The sequence below is a fragment of the Streptomyces sp. CRN 30 genome, from assembly GCF_034105845.1.
The window spans coordinates 1-22,749 of the sequence record NZ_JAVRHI010000523.1 but is presented as its reverse complement, the minus strand read 5'-3'; the positions used below and the strand labels follow the sequence as shown (position 1 = coordinate 22,749).

Sequence of the window (22,749 nt, the reverse complement as noted above, 5' to 3'; positions counted from 1 at the left end):
GCCCATGACGACCACGCCCCACCCCGGCCCCGGCTTCGCCGAGGACGAGGACGACGGGCGGGACGGGCAGGGCGGGCGAGGCGCGCGAGGTGGGCGGGACGAGCGGGAGCGGGGCCGGCCCACCGCCCCACCGCGAGCACCGTCCCCCTCGCCCCGCCCGCCGCACCGCACCCGGCCCCACCGCGTCCGCACCGCCCTGACCCGCGCCCTCCCGGTCGCCCCCGCCACCGTCCTGCTCGTCCTCTTCCTCGCCGGCCCGATCGCGTACTGCGCGTACATCGCCTTCACCGACCTCCAGCTCACCGGGCAGGCGAGCTCGTCCTTCGTCGGCCTGGAGAACTTCCGCACCGCGTTCGGGGACGACGCCTTCCTCAACGCCGTGTGGCTGACCCTGGTCTTCACGGTCGTGTCCTCGCTGATCGGCCAGAACACCCTGGGACTCACCCTGGCCCTGCTGATGCGGCGCGCCTCCAAGCCCGTGCGGACGGTGGTGGGGGGCATCGTCGTCACGGCGTGGGTGCTGCCGGAGGTCGTCGCCGGGTTCCTGCTGTACGCCTTCTTCCGCCGCGAGGGCACCCTGAACGCCGTCCTGGACTGGCTGCACCTGCCGTCCCAGAACTGGCTCTACACCCTGCCGGTCCTGGCGGTGTCGTTCGCGAACGTCTGGCGCGGCACGGCGTTCTCGATGCTGGTCTACTCGGCGGCGCTGGGCGAGATCCCCCAGGAGGTCACCGAGGCGGCGGAGGTGGACGGCGCGAGCGGACGGCGTCGGCTGTGGCACATCACCCTGCCCATGATCCGCCGCTCGATCGGCACCAACCTGATGCTCAACACCCTGCAGACCCTGTCCGTCTTCGGGCTGATCTGGGTGATGACACGGGGCGGTCCGGGCGACCGCAGCCAGACCCTGCCCCTGTTCATGTACGAGCAGGCCTTCCAGAAGAGCATGATCGGGTACGGCACGGCCGTGGCGCTGCTGCTGCTGGTGGTCGGCTCCCTGTTCTCGCTGGTCTACCTGCGGCTGCTGCGAACGGAGGTCTGACCGCCGATGACCACCCCTGCGCACTCCCCTCGCACCCGCTCCCCCCGTACGCTCTCCGCCCGCCGCACCCACCGCCGGCTGGCGGCGGACGCGGGCCTGCTGGCCGTGGCCGCCTGCTTCGTGCTGCCGCTGGCGTGGGTGGTCCTGTCCTCCCTGGACACCGGGGCGGACCTGCGGGTGAAGGCGCCGAGCGGTCTCACCCTCGGCAACTTCGACGCGGTCCTGACACCTGACATCACCTTCACACCGCTGCTCAACAGCCTGATCCTGTGCGGCGGGGGCACGGCCCTGACGGTGGTCTGCGCGGCCCTGGCGGCCTATCCGCTGTCCCGCTTCCCCTCCCGCCTCAACCGCCCCTTCCTGCTCACGATCCTCTTCGCGACGAGCCTGCCGATCACGGCGATCATGGTTCCGGTGTACGCCCTGTTCGTCCAGGTGAACCTGATCGACACCATGCAGGGCACGATCTTCTTCTTCGCCGCCTCACAGCTGCCGTTCGCCATCTGGCTGATGAAGAACTTCATGGACGGCGTCCCCAAGGAGCTGGAGGAGGCCGCGTGGACGGACGGCGCGTCGACCCGGCAGTCCCTGCTGCGCGTCGTGCTCCCGCTGATGGGCCCCGGGGTCGCCGTGGTGACGGTCTTCTCGTTCGTGCTGATGTGGGGGAACTTCTTCGTCCCCTTCATGCTGCTGCTGACCCCGGACCAGATGCCCGCCGCGGTGAGCATCAACGAGTTCTTCGGCAACCGGGGGACGGTGGTGTACGGGGAGCTGGCCGCCTTCTCGGTGATCTACTCGACACCGGTGCTGGCGCTGTACGTCCTGGTGGCGCGGAAGCTGGGCGGGGGCTTCGCGCTGGGCGGGGCGGTCAAGGGGTGACAGGTGTACAGAACGTTAAGCAGAGCACCCCTCACTTACCGTAGCTTCCTACGATTCGTGATGATGACCGGACAGAGCGTAGTCACGGCCGCCGCACGGCCCTACGTTGAACCGCGTGCACCGATCACCAGCGCAGCACGAGACAGAGTCCACTTCCCCCTCTCCCTCCCCCTCCCCGCCCTTCGACCCCCCGGCCGCCCGCAGGCTCCGTGCCGGGCTCGGCATGGGCGTCGAGCACGTCGCGTACGGCATGCGCTCCTCGTACGGACTCCCCTACGTCACCCCGGACCTGGTCACCGCCTGGGAGGGACGCGTCGTCGCGCCCACCGGCCCGGAGCTGACCGCCCTCGCGGGGGTGCTGTGGTGTTCCGTCGGCGACCTCCTCGGCGAACCCCGCACCCTGCGCGAACACCGCCTCGCCCGCGGCCTCGCCCCCGACGACGTGGCCCACCGCACCGGCCTCGATCCCGTCGCCTACCTGCGCATGGAGGAGTCGGGCCGGTGGCGCGGGACCGAGCGCCAGACCGCCGCCCTCGTCGGGCTCTTCGACCTGTCCCCGCGCGGTCTCGTCGCCGTCATGGACCGGGAGGACGAGCTGGCCGGGCTGCTCCGCCAGGCCGTGGAGGCGCGCCGACGGGCGTCCGTGCGCCCGCTGGCCAAGCTGCTGCCGGTGGACCGGGGGCTGCTGGAGAACGCCCTCGGGGCGCTGCACACCGCGTACCGGAACGCGGGCGCCGCGGGCCCGGCCTTCCTCGATCACCTGGTCGAACACTTCTGGTCAGCGGTCGCCGCCACGGAGCAGGCCCGCTGACCGCGACGGAAGGCACCCGGGAGGAAGCGGTGCCCGGCACGGAGGAAACAGTGCCTAGAACACCGACTCGGCCTCGTCCATCCGGTCCCTCGGCACCGTCTTCAGCTCCGTGACCGCCTCCGCGAGCGGCACCATCACGATGTCGGTGCCCCGGAGCGCGGTCATCCTGCCGAAGTCGCCCCGGTGCGCGGCCTCGATCGCGTGCCAGCCGAAGCGGGTGGCGAGCACCCGGTCGTACGCGGTCGGCGTGCCGCCCCGCTGGACGTGGCCGAGGATGACCGGCTTGGCCTCCGTGCCCAGGCGCCGCTCCAGCTCGTACGCCAGCGCCGTGCCGATGCCCTGGAAGCGCTCGTGACCGAACTGGTCGATGGCGCCCTTGCCGTAGTCCATGGTGCCGTCGGCGGGGTGGGCGCCCTCGGCGACGCAGACCACCGCGAACTTCTTGCCGCGGGAGAAGCGCTCCTCGACCATCTTCACCAGGTCGGCCGGGTCGAAGGGGCGCTCGGGCAGGCAGATGCCGTGGGCGCCGGCCGCCATGCCGGACTCCAGCGCGATCCAGCCCGCATGGCGGCCCATGACCTCGACGACCATCACCCGCTGGTGCGACTCGGCGGTCGTCTTCAGGCGGTCCATCGCCTCGGTGGCGACACCGACGGCCGTGTCGAAGCCGAAGGTGCGGTCCGTGGAGGAGATGTCGTTGTCGATCGTCTTCGGGACGCCGACCACCGGCAGGCCCGCGTCGCTGAGCATCCGGGCCGCGGTGAGCGTGCCCTCGCCGCCGATCGGGATCAGCGCGTCGATGCCGAACTCGCGAACCATGTCGCTGGCGTTCACACAGGCCTCGCGCAGCCGGTCGCGCTCCAGCCGGGAGGAGCCGAGGATGGTGCCGCCGCGGGCCAGGATGCCGCTGACGTCGTCGAGGCCGAGCACGCGGTAGCGGCCGTCCAGCAGTCCGGCGTAACCGTCCTCGAAGCCGATGACCTCGTCGCCGTACTGGGTGACCGCCCGGTGCACGACCGACCGGATCACTGCGTTCAGACCCGGGCAGTCGCCGCCTGCGGTGAGGACTCCGATACGCATCGTGCTGTGTCTCCTGCTCGGTGCTGGTCCGTGGCCGGTGACCCGGAGCCATGACGGGTACTGGTGCTACTGGTGCGCCGATCCGATTGTTTCACGCCCCACCGGGCGCTGCCGTTTCCACCCCTCGCACACCCCCCGTCCCCGGACCCGGCACCGGCACCTCGCCCCCCGTCCGCCCTGGCAGGCTCCTTATCCACCTGGAGGGGTACTGTCAAGAGGGTTCCGCCCGTCACGCGGCGGGCGGTTCTCGCACGATCGAAAACGCCGCACGGTGCCCGCCGGCCCCGCGGCGGGGGCACCCCCATACGTCCGAGACACGGAACGGAGAACCTCGCGTGACGCGCAGCGTGTACGTGACCGGGATCGACCGCGGCGACGGCCGCCAGGTCGTGGAGCTGGGAGTGATGGAACTCCTGACCCGCCAGGTCGACCGGGTGGGGGTGTTCCGTCCGCTCGTCCACCACGCCCCCGACCGGCTCTTCGAGCTGCTGCGCGCCCGCTACCGGCTCTCCCAGGACCCGGCCACCGTCTACGGCATGGACTACGACGAGGCGTCCGCGCTCCAGGCCGAGCGGGGCACCGACGAGCTGGTGTCGACGCTCGTGGACCGGTACCACCGGGTGGCCCGCGACTACGACGTGGTGCTCGTCCTCGGCACCGACTTCGCCGACACCCAGTTCCCGGACGAGCTGGCGCTCAACGCCCGGCTGGCCAACGAGTTCGGCGCCTCGGTGATCCCGGTGGTCGGCGGGCGGAAGCAGACCGCCGGCTCGGTGCTGGCGGAGACCCGCAACGCCTACCGCGCCTACCAGGCGCTCGGCTGCGACGTGATCGCCGTGATCACCAACCGGGTGGACCCGGCCGACCGCGCCGCGATAGCCGAGGGGCTCGACGCCCGGCTCCCCGTCCCCGCCCACGTCCTCCCCGACGAGCCCGCCCTGTCCGCGCCGAGCGTCGCCCAGATCACCCACGCGCTCGGCGGCAAGGTGCTGCTCGGCGACGACTCGGGCCTCGCGCGCGACGCCCTGGACTTCGTCTTCGGCGGCGCCACGCTGTCGACCTTCCTGCACGCGCTGACCCCCGGCTGCCTGGTCGTCACCCCCGGCGACCGCGCCGACCTGGTCGTGGGCGCGCTGGCCGCGCACAGCGCGGGCACCCCGCCGATCGCCGGCGTCCTGCTCACCCTCGACGAGCGGCCCAGCGACGAGGTGCTCACCCTGGCCGCGCGGCTGGCCCCCGGCACCCCGGTGGTCGCGGTCGCCTCCGGCTCCTTCGACACCGCCTCCGAGCTGTTCGCCATGGAGGGCAAGCTGAGCGCGGCCACCCCCCGCAAGGCGGAGCTCGCACTCGGCCTGTTCGAGCGGTACGTGGACACCACGGCCCTGCTGACGCGCATCTCGGCGCCGAGCAGCGACCGGGTCACGCCGATGATGTTCGAGCACAAGCTGCTGGACCGGGCACGCTCCGACCGGCGCCGCGTGGTGCTGCCCGAGGGCACCGAGGAGCGGGTGCTGCGCGCGGCCGAGGTGCTGCTGCGCCGCGACGTGTGTGCGCTGACGCTGCTCGGACCCGAGGACCAGATCCGCAAGAAGGCCGCCGACCTGGGCATCGACCTCGGTGACGCGGACCTCGTCGACCCGCAGACCTCCGAGCTGCGGGACCGCTTCGCCGAGCGCTACGCGGGCCTGCGCGCCCACAAGGGCGTCACCGTGGAGCTGGCGTACGACGTCGTCTCCGACGTCAACTACTTCGGCACCCTGATGGTGCAGGAGGGCCTCGCGGACGGCATGGTGTCGGGCTCGGTGCACTCCACGGCCGCGACCATCCGCCCCTCCTTCGAGATCATCAAGACCAAGCCTGGGGGTGCCCCCTCTGGGGGAGCCTCCATCGTGTCGTCGGTGTTCTTCATGTGCCTGGCCGACAAGGTGCTGGTGTACGGCGACTGCGCGGTCAACCCCGACCCGGACGCCGAACAGCTCGCCGACATCGCCATCCAGTCCGCGGAGACGGCCGCCCAGTTCGGCGTGGAGCCGCGGATCGCCATGCTGTCGTACTCGACGGGCACCTCCGGCTCCGGCGCCGACGTCGACAAGGTGCGCCGGGCGACCGAGATCGCGCGCGCCCGGCGGCCCGACCTGAAGATCGAGGGGCCGATCCAGTACGACGCCGCCGTCGAGCCGACGGTCGCCGCGACCAAGCTGCCGGACTCCGAGGTCGCGGGACAGGCCACCGTCCTGGTGTTCCCGGACCTCAACACCGGCAACAACACCTACAAGGCCGTGCAGCGCTCGGCCGGCGCGATCGCCGTCGGCCCGGTTCTCCAGGGCCTGCGCAAGCCGGTCAACGACCTGTCGCGCGGCGCGCTGGTCGGCGACATCGTCAACACCGTCGCCATCACCGCGATCCAGTCGCAGAACTCCAGCCCCGTCCAGAATCCGCAGCACCCGAACGAGAAGGCCTCCGAGCAGTGACCTCACCCACCCGTGTCCTCGTCCTCAACTCCGGCTCCTCGTCGGTGAAGTACCAGCTGCTGGACATGCGGGACAGCAGCCGCCTGGCGGTGGGCCTGGTCGAGCGCATCGGCGAGCGGACCTCCCGCCTGAAGCACACCTGTGTGGGCAGCGGTGAGACCCGCGAGCAGAACGGGCCGATGGGCGACCACGGAGCCGCCCTCAAGGCGGTCGCCGAGGAGCTCGCCAAGGACGGCCTGGGCCTGGACTCGCCGGAGCTGGCCGCGATCGGGCACCGCGTGGTGCACGGCGGGGAGTTCTTCACCGAGCCCACCGTCGTCGACGACACCGTGCTGATCGAGATCGAGCGGCTGATCCCGGTCGCGCCGCTGCACAACCCGGCCAACCTCACCGGCATCCGCACCGCGCAGGAGCTCCGCCCCGACCTGCCCCAGGTCGCGGTCTTCGACACGGCGTTCCACACGACGATGCCCGAGTCCGCGGCGCGGTACGCGATCGACCCGCGGATCGCCGACCGGCACCGCATCCGGCGCTACGGCTTCCACGGCACCTCGCACGCGTACGTCTCCCGCGAGACGGCGCGGCTGCTGGGCAAGGACCCGTCGGAGGTGAACGTGATCGTGCTGCACCTCGGCAACGGCGCCTCGGCCTCGGCGGTCGAGGGAGGCCGGTGCGTGGACACCTCGATGGGGCTGACGCCCCTGGAGGGGCTGGTGATGGGTACGCGGTCCGGTGATCTGGACCCGGCCGTCATCTTTCACCTGGCGCGCGTCGGCGGCATGTCCATGGACGAGGCCGACACCCTCCTCAACAAGAGGAGCGGTCTCTTCGGCCTGTGCGGCGACAACGACATGCGGGAGATCCGCCGCCGCGTCGAGGAGGGCGACGCACAGGCGCGGCTGGCCTTCGACATCTACATCCACCGGCTGCGGAAGTACATAGGCGCCTACTACGCGGTGCTCGGACGGGTGGACGCGGTGGCCTTCACGGCCGGGGTCGGCGAGAACTCCGCCCCGGTGCGCGAGGCGGCGATCGCGGGCCTGGAGCAGCTGGGGCTCGCGGTCGACGCGGACCTGAACGCCGTGCGCGGCGACGGGCCGCGGCTGATCTCGCCGCCCTCCGCGCGGGTCGCGGTCGCCGTGGTCCCCACCGACGAGGAACTGGAGATCGCCACGCAGACCTACGCGCTGGTCGGGCAGGAGGGCGACCGAACGGCGTGAGCCGGCGACGTGAGCCACGCCACAACTGAGCACAGAACCGCCCACTTGTACCTTCCGCCAAGCGGAATATTCCGTAGCGAAACAAACCGATAGGATCGCCCCATGCGCCGTTCGAAAATCGTCTGCACCCTCGGCCCCGCGGTCGACTCCCACGACAAGCTCGTCGCGCTGATCGAGGCGGGCATGAACGTGGCCCGCTTCAACTTCAGCCACGGCTCGCACGAAGAGCACCAGGGCCGGTACGACCGGGTCCGGGCCGCCGCGGCGGAGACCGGCCGGGCCGTCGGTGTGCTCGCCGACCTCCAGGGACCGAAGATCCGCCTGGAGACCTTCGCGGAGGGCCCCGTCGAGCTGGTGCGCGGTGACGAGTTCACCATCACCACCGAGGACGTGCCGGGCGACAAGCACATCTGCGGGACGACGTACAAGGGCCTGCCGGGCGACGTCTCCAAGGGCGACCAGGTCCTGATCAACGACGGCAACGTCGAGCTGCGTGTCGTCGAGGTCGACGGCCCGCGGGTGAAGACGGTCGTCATCGAGGGCGGCGTGGTCTCCGACCACAAGGGCATCAACCTGCCCGGCGCGGCCGTCAACGTCCCCGCGCTGTCCGAGAAGGACGTCGAGGACCTGAAGTTCGCCCTGAACATGGGCTGCGACCTGGTGGCGCTGTCGTTCGTGCGGGACGCCGACGACATCCAGGACGTCCACAAGGTGATGGACGAGGTGGGCCGCCGGGTCCCCGTCGTCGCCAAGGTGGAGAAGCCGCAGGCGGTCGAGAACATGGAGGCCGTCGTGATGGCCTTCGACAGCGTGATGGTGGCCCGTGGCGACCTGGCCGTCGAGTACCCGCTCGAGAAGGTCCCGATGGTGCAGAAGCGGCTCATCGAGCTGTGCCGCCGCAACGCCAAGCCGGTGATCGTGGCGACCCAGATGATGGAGTCGATGATCACCAACTCCCGTCCCACCCGCGCCGAGGCCTCCGACGTGGCCAACGCGATCCTGGACGGCGCGGACGCGGTCATGCTCTCCGCCGAGTCCTCCGTGGGCGCGTACCCGATCGAGACCGTGAAGACGATGTCGAAGATCGTCACCGCGGCCGAGGAGGAGCTCCTCTCCAAGGGCCTGCAGCCGCTGGTGCCGGGCAAGAAGCCGCGCACGCAGGGCGGTTCGGTGGCCCGTGCCGCGGCCGAGATCGCCGACTTCCTCGGCGGCAAGGGCCTGGTCGCCTTCACCAAGTCCGGTGACACCGCCCGTCGGCTGTCCCGCTACCGCGCGGCCCAGCCGATCATCGCCTTCACCACGGACGAGTCCACCCGCAACCAGCTCTCGCTCAGCTGGGGCGTGGAGTCGCACGTCGTGCCGTTCGTGAACAGCACCGACGAGATGGTCGAGCTGGTGGACCAGGAGCTGCTGAAGCTCAAGCGGTTCCACGAGGGCGACGTCGTGGTCATCACCGCGGGTTCGCCCCCCGGTGTGGCCGGCACCACCAACATGGTCCGGGTGCACCACCTGGGCGGCGACAACCGCGCCTGACCCGGGATCGAGCACTGAGCACGGCGGCCCGCGTACGACGTACGCGGGCCGCCGTGCTCAGTCCGTCATGTACTGGCGCAGTCCGGGAATGTGCAGCGTGCCGCCGAACTGGCCGGCCTGGACGACCCGGACGTCGGTGAAGTAGACGATCGGGATGTTCAGCGGCGGCGGGTTCTCCGGGCTGAACGTGACCGGGACCAGGCCGAGCAGCTTGCCGGAGATCGACTCCGTGTACATGACGGTGTCGCCGTCGGTGATGGTGGACGTGGTGCCCTCGCCCGCCTGCACGTGATGGGTCACGCCGGCCCGCCGGTCCTCGACCGTCTGGTGCAGGTCACCGATGTCGGTCCCGTCGGAGATGACGTACTTCAGCACCTCCTTGACCGCACCGTTCGCGGTCCGCACCTGCACGATGCCCTGGTAGTCGGCGCCCTTGAGCAGTAGCGAGCTCGCGTCCAGGTACCAGGGCTCGTCGGGCAGCGCGGGCAGCCCCTGCTCCAGGCCGCCCTTCTCGTCGGTGGCGACGGGGCAGTCGTCGGGGTCCACGGTCGAGCTCGCGGTCGGGGACGGCGACGGGGAGGGGGACGAGCTCGGACCGGTCGGGGCGGTGGCCTCGCCGCTCGGCTCCGCGGACGGCTCGACGGCCGCCGGCTCCGTCCCCTCCCCGGTGGGCTCCGCGGGCTCGCCGGTTCCCACGGGCTCGGTGGGCCGCTCGGGCTCGGGCGCCGGGTCCGTCGTGCCCTCGGTGGGGTCCGCCCGCACGGCACCCTTCTCCGTACCGGTGGACCCGGTGGACCGCTCCTCCGCCACCGGGGCGGAGGAAGTCGCGGACGGCGTCGGTGTGGCGTCGGCGGACTTCTTCCCGCCGGGTGTGAGGACGCCCCCGAGCGCGTCGCCGAGACCCTCCAGCACGTCGCCGACCCCGGACAGTACGGGGACCCGCGGACGGTCGGTGCCCTGCGAGGGCCCGGCCGGCCGGCTGGGGGCGGGGTCCGGGGCCGGGGCCGGCGCGGAGCCGGGCTCGTCGTCGGAACCTGAATCCGGCGAAGAGTCACCGCCCTCGCCGCCCTGACCGCCCTCGCCGCCCTGACCGCCCTCACCACCCGGGGAGCCGTCACCCGGAGCCTCGTCGTCCGGGGGGTCCGGCTCCTCCTCGCCGCCGGTCGCCGGGGTGTCCGGCGGGACGGAGGGCGACGGCGTGGCCGAGGCCTCGGCGTCCGGCCCGGCGTCCTCCTCGGCGGCCTCCTCCTCGTCGGCCTCGCCGGTCTCCTCGGCGTCCTCCAGCACCTCCACGCAGGACTGGTACTCGTCGAAGGTCAGGCTCCGCGTCGTCGTCGCCTTGTCGTCGGTCCGGGCGAGCGCCGGTGCGATACCCATCCCCATGAGCACCGCCGTCGGCACCGCCGCCAGGGCCATCGCCTTGCCGGCCGGGACCTGCAAGCGGGCGAGCAGCGGTTTTCGGAACACGGCGTGCCGCGGTCCGCACCGGGTCTCCTCCTCAGCCGGCACTGCGCCCCCCGTTCGTCCCGTTCGCCGGGGTGGCGGAATCCGACAGCCCGCCGGACCCGGTGTCCTCGGGCCCCTTCCCCAGGGGGTCCTCCGACGCCGCCGGCGGCTCCTCGCGACCGGGCGCCCAGGAGATGGAGAGCGCACCGCCGACCAGCGCGAGCAGGAAGCCCATCACGAAGCCGCCGAAGTTGGACACCACCAGCGACACCAGTGCCAGCACGATGGCGGCGACCCCGGCGAAGACACGGATGATCTGCTGGAACCACATGGTCAGGCCGAGGGTGACCAGCAGCACGCCGATGATCAGGGAGCCGGCGCCCCCGGTGGTCGACAGGGCGATCGAGATGTGGCCCAGGTTGAGGGTGGCGTACGGAAAATAGGCGATCGGTACCCCGGCGAGCAACGTGAACAGGCCCGCCCAGAACGGCCGGCTGCCCCGCCAGTCACGGAATCGCAGGCGGGTCCGGGTGAAGAACCCGGCGCTCCGGACCAGAGTATCAGCACTCATGGAAAACAGCTCCCTGGATCCGGCGGACGTGCGTGCCGGGGTCATGCCGTAGTGGAGGAGGAGGGGATGCGCCACACCGGGCACCGGGCGGGGAAGCGGCTTCCCCCGCCCGGGGCTTGACGGAGACCGTCAGAAGCACTCCATGTCAGGATCGGTACCGAGCCGCAGGTTCAGCCCCCTCAGAGTGAACGTGCCTGCGGTGGTCGCCCACGCCGTCTGCTCGGCGTTGTCGAGCTCCGCCACCTCCGCCTGCTGGGAGAACTGGCCGTCCTCCACGCCGGCGGCCTTCGCGGGGCCCCTGGTCTTGTTCCCGACGGCCACGCCGATGTCCATGTTCGTGAACTTCGCGTCCGCTTCGAGCTGGGCTATGTCCAGGTAGAGCTTGGTCGCCTCGACCGGCTTCTTCTCGTCGTTGCCCGCGTCGATACGCATGTAGACGGTCTTCCCGATGAGCGGGACCTCCGTCGCGAGGGACTGGCAGAGATCGTTGATCTTGGCGTGGTCGAACGACGAGATCGCGACAGGGCGCACCGCCTCGCCGCCTTCGACGCTCTTGTACCCCTGGACGACTCCGCCGTACTGCGAGAACCCCGTGCCGTAGAGGTGCCCCGCGCGCACCTTGAACTCCTGGCCGGACACGGTGAACGACGCCGCGAGCGCGCCCTGTGCCAGCCCGATGCCCACCGCCGCCGCCGCGGCGACGCTGGGCACCATGACCACCGCGAATCGCTTCCATCTGGTCCCGCCACGAGGCGTGGAACCCATGTTTTCCTCCTTCTCGGACGTACATCTCCTGACCCCGCCTGCCCCTTCACGGCGGCTCGGCCGGGCAGGGATGGGAGAAGTGCTACGTCCTCGGGAAGGAGAGCGCCTGTACTCGGTGGCGCGAGACGCGCCCGAATCACCGGCGATCACCCCCGAGCGACAACCACTGGTCGCGCCTGACACACATCACGCACAACCGGACAGGCTCTGCCCCGGGGCAGAGACCCCCCTGTCCAGGAGGCGGCGCCTACTGCCGCCGCCCCCGCCCGGTGGGGAACCGTGACGCCCGTTGACCCGACTGGCCGGCGGGGTGAGGGAGAACGGACCGAGCGTGGCCGATCGTGGTGCATTCTCGCCGCCCCCGCAAGGGGCGTCGTTACTTGCCAGTAACGAACAGATAACCGGAAGGCGACTCTCCGGCATCGGCCGACGACCCTGCGTCGCGGCAAGCGTTTCGATGAACCGGTTGATCCGCGGACGGAAACCGACAGACCGGCGACCTCGACTTACTTGAAGTAACAGCGGCCGTGTTTACCAAGATTCAGTAAAACACGGCCGCTTCGTCGCTCTGTCGACAGTCCGTCCGGCCTTCTAGAACAGCGCCCGCGCCAGCGCCCGGCGCGCGGCCGCCACCCGCGGATCCTCGGCACCCACCACCTCGAACAGCTCCAGGAGCCGCTTGCGCACGGCCTCCCGGTCGTCACCGGCGGTGCGCTGCACGGTCTCGATGAGCCGTCCGAACGCGTCCTCGACGTGCCCGCCCACGAGGTCGAGGTCGGCGGCCGCGATCTGCGCATCGGGATCGGTGGGCTGCTCCGCGGCGGCCTTGCGCACCGCCTGCGGGTCCGCGTGCTGCACCCGCTGCAGCAACTCCGCCTGAGAGAGGCCGAGTTTGGCCTCGGTGTTGCCCGGGTCCTCGTTCAGCACGTTCCGGTACGCCTGGACCGCGCCGCCCAGGTCACCCGCGTCCAGCGCCTGCACGGCGGCCTCCAGCAGGGCGTCGTACGGGCCGGCCGGGACCTCCGGGGCCGCCGGCGCCTCACCGGGCCGGGCCTCCGGGTCCACCGTCAGACCGGTGAGACCGAAACGCTGCTCGGCGACCTGGATCAGCTGGTCGAGGGTCTCGCGGATCTGCGCCTCCGGGGCGGCGCCCTGGAAGAGGGGGAGCGCCTGGCCCGCGACGACGGCGAACACCGCGGGGATGCCCTGCACGCCGAACTGCTGCATCAGCATCTGGTTGGCGTCGACGTCGATCTTGGCGAGGAGGAAGCGCCCGGCGTACTCGACGGCGAGCCGCTCCAGCACCGGGCTGAGCTGCTTGCAGGGCTGGCACCACTCGGCCCAGAAGTCGATGACGACGGGCACCTCGGTGGAGCGCTGCAGGACGTCGCGCTCGAACGCGGCCTCGTCGACGTCGATCACCAGGTCGGCCGGGGAGACCGCCCCGCTCCCCCCGCCCTGCCGGGCCGCTTCGGCGCGTGCCTGCTCCGCCTTCTCCTTGGCCTCCTGGGCCGCCTTCACCGCGGCGAGGTCGACGACTCCGCTCATGGACATGTTCCGTGGCTGCATGAGCTCATCTTCCCCCCTTCGCGCGCGCCTGTGAAAAGCGCGGTGGTACACCGCCGGTTCGCGTGATGTGCGGCGCCGGGTCCCCACCCGGCGCCTGTGGTCGTCGCCCGCGCTAGCGCGTTCGCTCGCGCTTTCGATACGGGTCGTAGCGTAACTGTCGCGGGAAGGCCCGCGGAAGCGGGTCCTCGTGATCTCCTCCACCGCTTCACGCGGACGCACCGCCCCACGCGAACGCATCGCTGCGCACACATGTACCACCGCACGCGAACGCCGGTTCACGTACCGGCGGGTATGGTCTTCGGATGCAGCGCCGCACCGTTCCTAATCAGTGAGCAGGAGTGAGTCGTGGACCCACACCGGCACAGCTGGCGCATTCCGAACGGTTTTGGATGCGCTGGTTGCCCGCATTCCTGCCGCGTCCGGCTGCACGCATCGGGTGCGTGGTCCGGGTACGCGGGGGCGGGTTTCCTCACGCCCCTGGTCACGCGGTCCGGCCTGGGCGGTCCGATGCCCACGACGATCACTCCGGTCGTCGTGGGGCGGTGCCGCCCGTCGCCTGATCGCACACCCAAGGGCGCGCCTACCGATCGCCACCGAGGCGGCGGCGTGTCGGGAAGTCTTACTGTTCTTGCCGGTCAGCGGCTTCTGCCAGTGCTGCGCGCCCCACAGGGAGGTGTAGGCGGGATCGACGGCGATCACGCCGATACCGGCCTCGGCGCACATCGACAACAGCCGGGCGCGGAGCCTGCCGGTGGGGATGCCGGAGACGAGCTGCCGGAACTTCTTCTTCCGGCCGTGCTTCTCCCTGGTGGTGGAGTCGGTAAAGTCGAGGTCTTCGACCGCGATGGCCTGCACCCCGGTCGCCTGGGCCCAGTGCAGGAGGCGGGTGAGGGCGTGGCGGAGCTGGGCGTCACGATGCTGGGCGGTGCCGGTGAGGTCGTAGTCGAAGCGGCGCGGGCTGCCGGCGGGGTTGCCATGCTCGTCCAGCAGCCAGGCGGCCAGGTGGTCGGCATTGGTGTCCACGCCGATGACGCCCCCGGCCCGCAGCGCATCGAGCGGGATCACGGGGAGGTTCTCTCGCGTCCACGAGGCATCGAGGTACCAGCGCCCCCGGGTCACGTCCAGGTGGATGCGGTAAGCCACGGCCCGGTTCGCGGTGATACGGTCGCGCCACTCTGCGCCCCGGTGGGGGAAGGCGAGGGTCGCGGCGAGGACGTACCGGCCGTGCCGGGCGTTCGCGTGCTCGGCGAGCGGGGCGGGGAGCTTGATGCTGACCTCGCCGTCCGGACTGACGCGGATCGTCTCGTTGCCGTGCCGCTTACCGGACTCGCCGTCAGCGGTCAGGAACCGGCGGGCCGCCTCCCACTCGCCGCGCCACTGCTCGGGCGTCTTCTGGGCAGCGTCCAGGTGGTGGCGCTGGTGGAGCAGGCGACGGCCACCCCGTACGACGGAGACCTTCCCGGCATCCCGTTCGGCGCGAACTTGCTCGTAGCGGTCTTCGAGGATCGCCAGGCGGCGCGTCTTGGCGAACCACTCGTGCTTGGAGCGGTAGCCGCCGGGCCGGCCCCGGCTGCCCTTCTCCCCGACCGGCAGGGACAGCCGGTGCCGGATCATGCGGATACCGGCGTCCAGGGACATCAGGTGCTGGTGCTGGGCGCGGCGGGACAGGCCCCACTGGTCGTGGGTGTGGGAGGTGACCGACCCGGCCCACCTGGACGAGGACAGGGCGGTCAGGTCCCGCTTCCGCCCGGCCCAGGTGTCGGTGGAGTGGTCCAGGCCGTCACGACACCTGCGGGCCAGATCGGCGGAGGCGAGACGCCCCATGTGCTCACCCACGGCGCGCAAGACCTTCTCGTCCTCGAGCGTGAGGCCCTTGAGCCGGTCGCGGATGCTGACCCCGGTGGGACCGTCGGCAGCGTACGGGCGGGCGATCCTGCGCAACGGCTCCTTGGCGGGCTCAGCCATGCTCGGCGGCCTCCAGCGCCTTGCGGGCGCGATTCTTCGCCGAGCGGCGGCCGTACCGGCGGGCGCAGAACGACGTCAGCACGTCCACGATGTCCTGCACAGAATCGTCTTCGACTTCGCCGTCATCCAGCACGACCAGGCGGCGGCCGGTCGCGGACAGGGCGGCCTCAACGAGTTCCACGTTCATGCGGCCGAGCCGGTCTTCGTGCTCGACCACGACCGTGGTCACGGCGGGGTCGGCCAGGAGCCGCTTCGCCGCGGTGCGGGCGCCGTTCATGCCGGAGGCGATCTCCGACTCCACCCGCACGACGGGACCGCCGGTGGCCGCAGCCCAACGGGTCAGCCGGGCGACCTGGCGCTCCAGGTCGTCCTTCTGGTCGTGGGAGGAGACCCGGGCATACAGGCCCAGGCCACCCACCGCTTCCGGTGCGGCGTTGGCCTCCACGTTCACCAGGATCGTGCGCGGCCCGATCCTCTGAGCCGGTACCGGCAACGTCCCCTCACGGAACCAGCGATACGCGGTCTGCGGATGCACGCCCTGCGCCTTCGCCCACTCCGTCAGATTCACACCCCGACAACGACACTCACCCATGCAGGGTTACGCCCACTCCTACAACCTTGGAGATGAGCAGTTGATTAGCCCCGCCCCCCGCGTCACGGGCCGCCCGCGCAGCGCCGCCGCGGACGCCGCGATCCTGGCGGCGACCCGCGCGGCACTGGTCGAACTGGGCTGGTCGGGGCTGACGCTGGGTGATGTGGCGACACGGGCGGGCGTGGCCAAGACGACGCTGTACCGCCGCTGGGCGGGCAAGCACGAACTGGTCGTGGACGCGGTGGCGGAACTCTTCGACGCGCTCCGGCTGCCGGACCGGGGCAGTCTGGCCGCCGACATCGAGGGCGTGGTGCTGCAGTTCGCGGCGATCCTGGCCCGCCCGGAGGCCCGGTGCGGCCTCATGGGGGCCGTCGCCGAGTCCGCCCGCGACGACGCCCTGCGCGCACGCATCCGCGCCTCCATCGTCGATCCCCAGAAGCGTCTGGTGGTGGAGGGCCGCGCCCGTGCCGAGGTCCGCGGCGAACTGCCGCCCGAGGAGGACCCCCGGACGGCGGCGCGCACCGTGGACCTCGTCTTCGACATGGTGGCGGGAGCGGTGGTGCACCGCCTGCTGGTGAGCTCGGAGCCGGTGGACGCCGCCTGGGTGGGCTCCCTCACCCGGGTCCTGCTGGCGGGCCTGGCGGGAACCGCTCAGAACCCGGCCGGCTCGGTGTAGACGCCCCACTCCTCCCGCAGCACGTCGCAGATCTCGCCCAGGGTGGCCTCGGCCCGTACGGCGTCCAGCATGGGCCCGATCATGTTGGAGCCGTCGCGCGCGGCGGTGAGCATCGCCTCCAGCGCGGTGCGCACGGCCGCGTCGTCGCGCCGCGCCCTGCGCTCGGCCAGCACCCGCACCTGCTCGCGCTCCACCTCGTGGCTGACCCGCAGGATCTCCAGGTCGCCGGTGACCGACCCGGTGGCGACGTTGACGCCGACGACCTTCTTGTCGCCCTTCTCCAGGGACTGCTGGTAGCGGAAGGCGGACTCGGCTATCTCGCCCGTGAACCAGCCGTCCTCGATGCCGCGCAGGATGCCGGAGGTGATCGGCCCGATGGGGTGCCGCCCGTCCGGGTGGGCCCTGAGGCCCCGCTCCTTGATCCGGTCGAAGATCTTCTCGGCGTCGGCCTCGATCCGGTCGGTGAGCTGCTCGACGTACCAGGAACCGCCGAGCGGGTCGGCCACGTTGGCGACGCCGGTCTCCTCCATCAGCACCTGCTGGGTGCGCAGCGCGATCTCGGCGGCCTGCTCGCTGGGCAGCGCGAGGGTCTCGTCCAGGGCGTTGGTGTGCAGGGAGTTGGTGCCGCCCAGGACGGCCGCGAGGGCCTCCACCGCGGTGCGCACCACGTTGTTGTACGGCTGCTGCGCGGTGAGCGAGACGCCTGCGGTCTGCGTGTGGAAGCGCAGCCACTGCGCCTTGTCGGTGCGCGCCCCGTACACGTCCCGCAGCCAGCGTGCCCAGATGCGGCGCGCCGCGCGGAACTTGGCGATCTCCTCGAAGAAGTCGAGGTGCGCGTCGAAGAAGAAGGAGAGGCCGGGGGCGAAGACGTCGACGTCGAGACCGCGGCTGAGCCCGAGTTCGACGTACCCGAAGCCGTCGGCCAGGGTGTACGCCAGCTCCTGCGCGGCCGTCGCCCCGGCCTCGCGGATGTGGTAGCCGGAGACCGAGAGGGGCTTGTAGGCGGGGATGCCGGCGGCGCAGTGCTCCATCAGGTCGCCGATGAGACGCAGGTGCGGCTCGGGCTGGAAGAGCCACTCCTTCTGCGCGATGTACTCCTTGAAGATGTCCGTCTGGAGGGTGCCGTTGAGGACGGACGGGTCCACGCCCTGCCGCTCGGCCGCCACCAGGTACATGCAGAAGACGGGGACGGCGGGCCCGCTGATCGTCATGGAGGTCGTGACGTCGCCGAGCGGGATGTCCTGGAACAGGACCTCCATGTCGGCCGCCGAGTCGATCGCCACCCCGCAGTGCCCGACCTCGCCCAGCGAGCGCGGGTCGTCGGAGTCGCGGCCCATGAGCGTCGGCATGTCGAACGCCACGGAGAGGCCGCCGCCGCCCGCCTCGAGGATCATCTTGTACCGCTCGTTGGTCTGCTCGGCGTTGCCGAACCCGGCGAACTGGCGGATGGTCCAGGTGCGGCCCCGGTAGCCCGTCGGGTACAGGCCGCGGGTGAAGGGGTACTCCCCCGGCCAGCCGATCCGCTCGAAGCCCTCGTAGGCGTCCCCGGGGCGGGGACCGTACACCGGCTCCACGGGATCGCCGGAGAGCGTGGTGAAGTCCGCTTCCCGCTTGCGGGAGGCGTCGTAGCGGGCCTGCCAGCGTCGGCGGCCCTCCTCTATGGCGTCAGCGTCCATACCGCCAATTTACTAGGACGTCCAAGTAAATGTCGATGGGTAACCGCCGCGAGATGCTCACGGCGGTGGGGGCCCGGGCCCTAGACCTTGACGGGAGCCGGCCGCACGTCCTCGACCAGGGGGAGCGTCTCGCGGACGACCTTGCGCTCGACGAAGAAGGCGGCGAAGGGAATCGTCCCGGACAGCAGCACCCACAGCAGCTTGCCGAACGGCCACTTGGCCTTGGAGCCCAGGTCGAAGGCGAAGATCAGGTAGACGATGTAGAGGAAGCCGTGGGTCTGGGACACCAGGAAGGTCAGGTCCTCGCCCATGTCGAACCCGTACTTGAACACCATGCAGGTGGACAGCACGAGCAGCATGACGGCGGTCACGTAGGCCATGACCCGGTAGCGGGTCAGCACGCTCTTCTTCATGGGGACGAGCGTAACCACCGGCCGCCCACGATCTTCGCGCGCCCCGCCCCCTGCCGGGCACCGGCTCTCGCTACTCGTCCGCGAAGTCGCCCGCCGCCACCCGCAGCGGGCGGAGCATCGCGAAGATCTCGCTGCACTCCTCGGCGTCGTACGCGCCGAGCCCGAAGTCCATCGCCATCAGGTCCCGGGTGGCCGCCTCGCACACCTCGCGGCCCTTGTCCGTGATGGAGGCGAGCGTGCCGCGGCCGTCGTTGGGGTTGGGCCGCTTGTCGACGAGCCCGGACCGCACCAGGCGGTCCACGGTGTTGGTGACCGACGTCGGGTGCACCATGAGCCGCTCGCCGAGCTTGGACATCGGCAGCTCGCCGGCCTTGGAGAAGGTGAGCAGCACGAGCGCCTCGTACCGCGCGAAGGTCAGCCCGTACGGCTTGACGACCGCGTCGACCCGGGCGAGCAGGATCTGCTGCGCCCGCATGATCGAGGTGATCGCCACCATGGACGGAACGCTGCCCCAGCGCTGCTTCCAGTGCTCGCCGGCGCGGGCGATGGGATCAAAGGTGAGACTGAGCGGCTTCGGCACGCCATCGACCCTACCGGCCGGTCACATGATGTTCAGCCCCATCCCGCTTTTCCGCCCCGGGCCGTCGCCGGCGCACGGGCCGGACGCCGGGCGAAAGGAGCACGTCATCCGGTGGACACCCGCGGTGTCGTACACAGGACCGGCCGGCATCCTGTGAAAAGATGACCACCGAGTGTCACCGGCCGTCACCTGACGTCACCACCTCCTGTCGTCACCACCTCCAGGGAACCGAGGGAGCAGCATGACCCGGCTGATCCGTACCTGCACGGCCCTCGCGCTGCTCGGACTCGTGGCGGGCTGCTCGTCCGGGTCCGGTTCCGGCGCGGCGCCCGCAGCCAGCGGCACCACCGAGAGGTCCGTCCGGCGCACGGATCCCGGGGCCCGGTCCCCGTTCTGGGTGGACCCGGCGAGCCCGGCCGTGCGGCAGATCCAGGAGTGGCGGCGGCAGGGCCGGACGCGGGACGCCGAGCTGCTGCGCCGGATCGCCGACCAGCCGGCCGCGCTCTGGCCCGCGGGCGACCACCCGGAGCCCACGATCACCGCGGCCACCCGGGCGGCGGCGCGGGAGGGCCGCACACCGGTGTTCGTCGCGTACAACATCCCGCACCGCGACTGCGGCCAGCACTCGGCGGGCGGCGCGTCCGACGCCGCCGTCTACCGCGACTGGATCGGCCGGTTCGCCGACGCGCTCGGCGACAGCGAGGCGATCGTCGTCCTGGAGCCGGACGCGGTGGCGCACATCGTGGACGGCTGCACCCCGCCCGCCCACCACGCGGAGCGCGAGCAGCTGCTGGGCGAGGCGATCGCCCGGCTGAAGCAGCAGCCCCGCACCCGGGTGTACCTGGACGCCGGCAACCCGGACTGGATCGAGGAGCCGTGGAAGCTCGTGGAGCCGCTGCGGCGGGCCGGCGTCGCCGCGGCGGACGGCTTCTCCCTCAACGTCGCCAACTTCCAGACCGACGCCACCGCCAAGGAGTACGGCCTCGGCCTGTCCGCGCAGCTCGACGGCAAGCACTTCGTCGTGGACAGCAGCCGCAACGGCAACGGGCCGCTGGCCGGCGAGCGCGGCGAGACCTGGTGCAACCCGCCCGGCCGCGCCCTCGGCACCCGTCCGACGGCCGACACGGGCGAACCCGTGCTCGACGCCTACCTGTGGATCAAGCGGCCCGGTGAGTCGGACGGCGAGTGCCGCGGCGGCCCGCCGGCCGGGCAGTGGTGGCCGGAGTACGCGCTCGGGCTCGCGCGGGGCTCCCGGGCGTAGCCTCCGGCGCGTACGGCCACCCGGCCGCCCGGTCACCTGACCTGGATCCACTTGGCCTCCGACGGTGTCCCGCGCGCGTCGGTCACGAAGAGCATGTACCAGCCGGGCGGGACCAGCGTGCGGTCCCGCGGGACCGTGACCGTGACCGAGTCACTCGTCCTGGTGAGTTCCAGCGCGATGGACCGCTGTTCCACGTCCGTGGAGTGGGTGACCGCGCTCGGGCGCATCAGCCGGGCCTTCACCACCTCCCGCGGCCGCTCGGTGGCGAAGGTGGCACGGCCCTTGCGGTCGGTCTCCCGCGGGCCGTCCCCCAGTACGGGGCGGTCGGCGCCGTCCCGGTGCAGGGCGGGCGGGGTGTAGATCTCCATGCGCTGCTCGAAGTGGCCGAGCTTGGTGTTCTGCCGGTCGTCGAAGAGCGGGTCGGAGCCGAAGGTGGCGACGCGTCCGTCGGGCAGGAGGAGCGCCTCGGAGTGGTAGTTGCGGCCGATCCGCGGGGCGGCGGCCGACCGGAAAGCGTTGGCCTTCGGGTCGTAGAACTGGGCCTTGAGGATGTTGCTGGCGCCGCGGCCGCGGTAGTCGCGGGAGCCGTTGCTGGTGAACACCGTGTCGTCCGGCATGATCACGCTGTTCAGGTAGCGGGTGCCCTGGGGCAGGTCGGGGCCGTCGGTGAAGGCGGGGTCGTCCTTCGTCAGGTCGACGACCGCCGTGCGCGGGGTCGACTTCTCCGACTCGCCGACGCCCCCGCCGCCGAGGACCATCACCTTCTGGTCCTGCGCGGGGGGCAGCAGCAGGGAGGCCGACGTCTCGGTCCGGTCGGGGTCCCGCAGGCCCGGCACCTTGCGGAACGTGTTGCCGCGCAGGTCCCACAGCCCCGGTTCCCGGCCCTGGTCGGCGGGCCCGTAGCCGGCGTTGGAGGCCGGGTAGAACAGTTTGCCGCCCTTGGTGAGGAACAGGGCCGGGTAGGTCGGGAAGTACCTCCGGGGCCCGGGCTCCCACTTCTTGGTCCGCGGGTCGTAGATCTCGTTGTCGCCCGGGTCGACGACACCGATGTCGTCCAGGCCCGAGACGGCGAGGACGCGCCCGTCCTCGAGACCGACCAGGGTCGGGTACCAGCGGGCCTTGGCCATGGGATCGACGGGCACGTACCGCTCGGCCACCGGGTCGAACTCGTAGGCGGCCCGGACGCCCTGGAAGTCCTGCTTCTCCAGGTCGATCTTCTCGGCGAGGCCGTAGGTGTTGCGGGCGTCCTCGCCCCGGAGGCCGACGATCTCGTACTGGGCCCGCCCGTCGGCGACCGACCCCGGTCCCTCCTCGACGGCCTCGACGAAGACGCGGGCCTCGCCGGCGACGGTCCTCGTCTTCCAGGGCCGCATGGCGCCCGCCTTGTCGTACGTGACGTCGAAGGAGCTCTCGGCCTTCGGCACCCGCACGTCGAACCGGCTGACGTACTCGGTACCCGAGGCCGAGCGGAAGCGGGTGCCCTTCTTCAGGGTCACCGCCTTGGCGGGGTTCTCGTTCTTGACCCGCATGCCGCCGCCGGCCCGTTCCACCTCGCCGTCGAGCAGTTCGTACCGGGCCGTGCCGCCCGCCACCAGGAGGCGGCCGTCGGGGAGCTGGGCGTGCCCGGAGCAGAAGAAGTCCTCCGGCGTCGGCACCTTGCGGAAGGAGTTGTCCCGCGGGTCCCACAGGACGGTGTCGAAGGACCCCTCGTCGAACTTCTTCTTCTCGTTGCCCGAGCCCGCGATGACGAGCACCTTGCCGGTGTGCAGCAGGGCGGCGTGGATGGCGTTGGTGCGGTACTCCGCGGGGATGTCGACCCGCGACCAGGAGCCGTACTTCGCCTGGTAGGCGGGCTGCGCGATCTTCCACTCGTGGTACCTCTGCTGCGCGAAGCCGAGGGCGGCCGGGGCGTTGAGGCCGGCGAGCAGGGCGACACCGCCGACGCCCAGCACGGTCCGCTTGGTCTTCTGCGAGGGCTGGTAGGCCATGGGCTAGTTGCCTCCTGTCGTGCTGCTGGAGACGGTGGTGCCGGTGACCGCGGTCACGGTCGCTGTCGCCGTCGTGGTCGCTGTCGCCGTCACCGTCGCCGTCGTGGCCGAGGACGGGGACGAAGCCGAGGTGGAGGCCGGGACGGTGAGGTGCGGGGCGGCCGGTGGTCCGCCGTGCGGGACCCGGGCGGCGGCGGGGCGCCGGCGCCCC

General features: G+C 71.5%; 20 protein-coding genes. 9 read left to right on the top strand and 11 right to left on the bottom strand.

Annotated elements, in window-relative coordinates; genetic code table 11:
* Positions 1 to 4 precede the first annotated feature (4 nt).
* The 3 genes from UW392_RS61620 to UW392_RS61610 all read left to right on the top strand — a co-directional run bounded on the left by UW392_RS61620 (position 5) and on the right by UW392_RS61610 (position 2,732).
* Complete coding sequence (locus tag UW392_RS61620) at positions 5 to 1,042, top strand: sugar ABC transporter permease (RefSeq protein ID WP_320784261.1); 1,038 nt, start codon at positions 5 to 7, stop codon at positions 1,040 to 1,042.
* Positions 1,043 to 1,048: 6 nt separating this feature from the next.
* Positions 1,049 to 1,921 (top strand): carbohydrate ABC transporter permease, encoded by an 873-nt coding sequence (locus tag UW392_RS61615; RefSeq protein WP_320784260.1) that lies wholly within the window; start codon positions 1,049 to 1,051, stop codon positions 1,919 to 1,921.
* Between the two features lie 115 nt (positions 1,922 to 2,036).
* Positions 2,037 to 2,732 (top strand): helix-turn-helix transcriptional regulator, encoded by a 696-nt coding sequence (locus UW392_RS61610; protein WP_320784259.1) that lies wholly within the window; start codon positions 2,037 to 2,039, stop codon positions 2,730 to 2,732.
* 54 nt (positions 2,733 to 2,786) lie between these two features.
* Here the strand turns inward: UW392_RS61610 and UW392_RS61605 are convergent, their stop codons facing one another.
* Positions 2,787 to 3,812: an ATP-dependent 6-phosphofructokinase gene (locus tag UW392_RS61605; RefSeq protein WP_320784258.1), complete on the bottom strand. Its 1,026-nt coding sequence runs from the start codon at positions 3,810 to 3,812 to the stop codon at positions 2,787 to 2,789.
* A gap of 335 nt (positions 3,813 to 4,147) precedes the next feature.
* On the opposite strand from UW392_RS61605, the gene pta reads away from it, so the two are divergent.
* The 3 genes from pta to pyk all read left to right on the top strand — a co-directional run bounded on the left by pta (position 4,148) and on the right by pyk (position 9,036).
* A complete protein-coding gene (gene pta / locus UW392_RS61600) occupies positions 4,148 to 6,283 on the top strand; it encodes a phosphate acetyltransferase (RefSeq protein WP_320784257.1) in 2,136 nt (711 codons plus the stop codon).
* Positions 6,280 to 7,503: an acetate kinase gene (locus UW392_RS61595; protein WP_320784256.1), complete on the top strand. Its 1,224-nt coding sequence runs from the start codon at positions 6,280 to 6,282 to the stop codon at positions 7,501 to 7,503. Before pta ends, UW392_RS61595 begins: the two co-directional genes overlap by 4 nt.
* Positions 7,504 to 7,605: 102 nt before the next feature.
* A complete protein-coding gene (gene pyk / locus UW392_RS61590) occupies positions 7,606 to 9,036 on the top strand; it encodes a pyruvate kinase (RefSeq protein ID WP_320784255.1) in 1,431 nt (476 codons plus the stop codon).
* Positions 9,037 to 9,093: 57 nt separating this feature from the next.
* Here the strand turns inward: pyk and UW392_RS61585 are convergent, their stop codons facing one another.
* From UW392_RS61585 to UW392_RS61560, 6 genes are all read right to left on the bottom strand, one after another.
* The gene (locus UW392_RS61585) at positions 9,094 to 10,503 is read right to left on the bottom strand and encodes a hypothetical protein (RefSeq protein WP_320784254.1); all 1,410 of its coding nucleotides are present in this window, start codon (positions 10,501 to 10,503) and stop codon (positions 9,094 to 9,096) included.
* Positions 10,504 to 10,534: 31 nt separating this feature from the next.
* Complete coding sequence (locus UW392_RS61580; protein ID WP_320784253.1) at positions 10,535 to 11,053, bottom strand: DUF6114 domain-containing protein; 519 nt, start codon at positions 11,051 to 11,053, stop codon at positions 10,535 to 10,537.
* A 129-nt stretch (positions 11,054 to 11,182) separates the two neighbouring features.
* Complete coding sequence (locus UW392_RS61575; protein ID WP_320784252.1) at positions 11,183 to 11,818, bottom strand: DUF6230 family protein; 636 nt, start codon at positions 11,816 to 11,818, stop codon at positions 11,183 to 11,185.
* Positions 11,819 to 12,409: 591 nt separating this feature from the next.
* Positions 12,410 to 13,387 carry a tetratricopeptide repeat protein gene (locus tag UW392_RS61570; RefSeq protein WP_320784251.1) on the bottom strand — a complete coding sequence of 326 codons (978 nt, stop codon included), beginning with the start codon at positions 13,385 to 13,387 and terminating at the stop codon, positions 12,410 to 12,412.
* A gap of 321 nt (positions 13,388 to 13,708) precedes the next feature.
* On the bottom strand, positions 13,709 to 15,352 hold the full coding sequence (locus tag UW392_RS61565; RefSeq protein ID WP_320784250.1) for a transposase: 1,644 nt from the start codon (positions 15,350 to 15,352) through the stop codon (positions 13,709 to 13,711).
* Positions 15,345 to 15,920 (bottom strand): IS607 family transposase, encoded by a 576-nt coding sequence (locus tag UW392_RS61560; protein WP_320784249.1) that lies wholly within the window; start codon positions 15,918 to 15,920, stop codon positions 15,345 to 15,347. The genes UW392_RS61565 and UW392_RS61560 overlap by 8 nt, the downstream gene beginning before the upstream one ends.
* Before the next feature lie 22 nt (positions 15,921 to 15,942).
* Between UW392_RS61560 and UW392_RS61555 the strand changes: the two genes are divergently transcribed.
* Positions 15,943 to 16,620 carry a TetR/AcrR family transcriptional regulator gene (locus UW392_RS61555; protein WP_320784248.1) on the top strand — a complete coding sequence of 226 codons (678 nt, stop codon included), beginning with the start codon at positions 15,943 to 15,945 and terminating at the stop codon, positions 16,618 to 16,620.
* Here the strand turns inward: UW392_RS61555 and UW392_RS61550 are convergent.
* The 3 genes from UW392_RS61550 to UW392_RS61540 form a co-directional block, all read right to left on the bottom strand.
* Entirely contained in the window at positions 16,596 to 18,296 is a 1,701-nt protein-coding gene (locus tag UW392_RS61550; RefSeq protein WP_320784247.1) for a methylmalonyl-CoA mutase family protein, read from the bottom strand. The two genes, UW392_RS61555 and UW392_RS61550, sit on opposite strands and share 25 nt — an antisense overlap.
* A gap of 80 nt (positions 18,297 to 18,376) precedes the next feature.
* Positions 18,377 to 18,709, bottom strand: a complete 333-nt coding sequence (locus tag UW392_RS61545) for a DUF3817 domain-containing protein (protein ID WP_320784246.1) — start codon at positions 18,707 to 18,709, stop codon at positions 18,377 to 18,379.
* 70 nt (positions 18,710 to 18,779) lie between these two features.
* Positions 18,780 to 19,289 carry a MarR family transcriptional regulator gene (locus UW392_RS61540; RefSeq protein ID WP_320784245.1) on the bottom strand — a complete coding sequence of 170 codons (510 nt, stop codon included), beginning with the start codon at positions 19,287 to 19,289 and terminating at the stop codon, positions 18,780 to 18,782.
* 241 nt (positions 19,290 to 19,530) lie between these two features.
* On the opposite strand from UW392_RS61540, the gene UW392_RS61535 reads away from it, so the two are divergent.
* Positions 19,531 to 20,550, top strand: coding sequence for a glycoside hydrolase family 6 protein (locus tag UW392_RS61535; protein ID WP_320784244.1), 1,020 nt, complete (start codon positions 19,531 to 19,533; stop codon positions 20,548 to 20,550).
* 32 nt (positions 20,551 to 20,582) lie between these two features.
* On the opposite strand, the gene UW392_RS61530 is transcribed toward UW392_RS61535, so the two are convergent.
* Positions 20,583 to 22,538 carry a kelch motif-containing protein gene (locus UW392_RS61530; protein WP_320784243.1) on the bottom strand — a complete coding sequence of 652 codons (1,956 nt, stop codon included), beginning with the start codon at positions 22,536 to 22,538 and terminating at the stop codon, positions 20,583 to 20,585.
* Between the two features lie 19 nt (positions 22,539 to 22,557).
* Here UW392_RS61530 and UW392_RS61525 point away from each other — a divergent pair.
* Positions 22,558 to 22,749 (top strand): hypothetical protein (locus UW392_RS61525; RefSeq protein ID WP_320784242.1); only part of this gene is annotated, 192 nt, incomplete at its 3' end.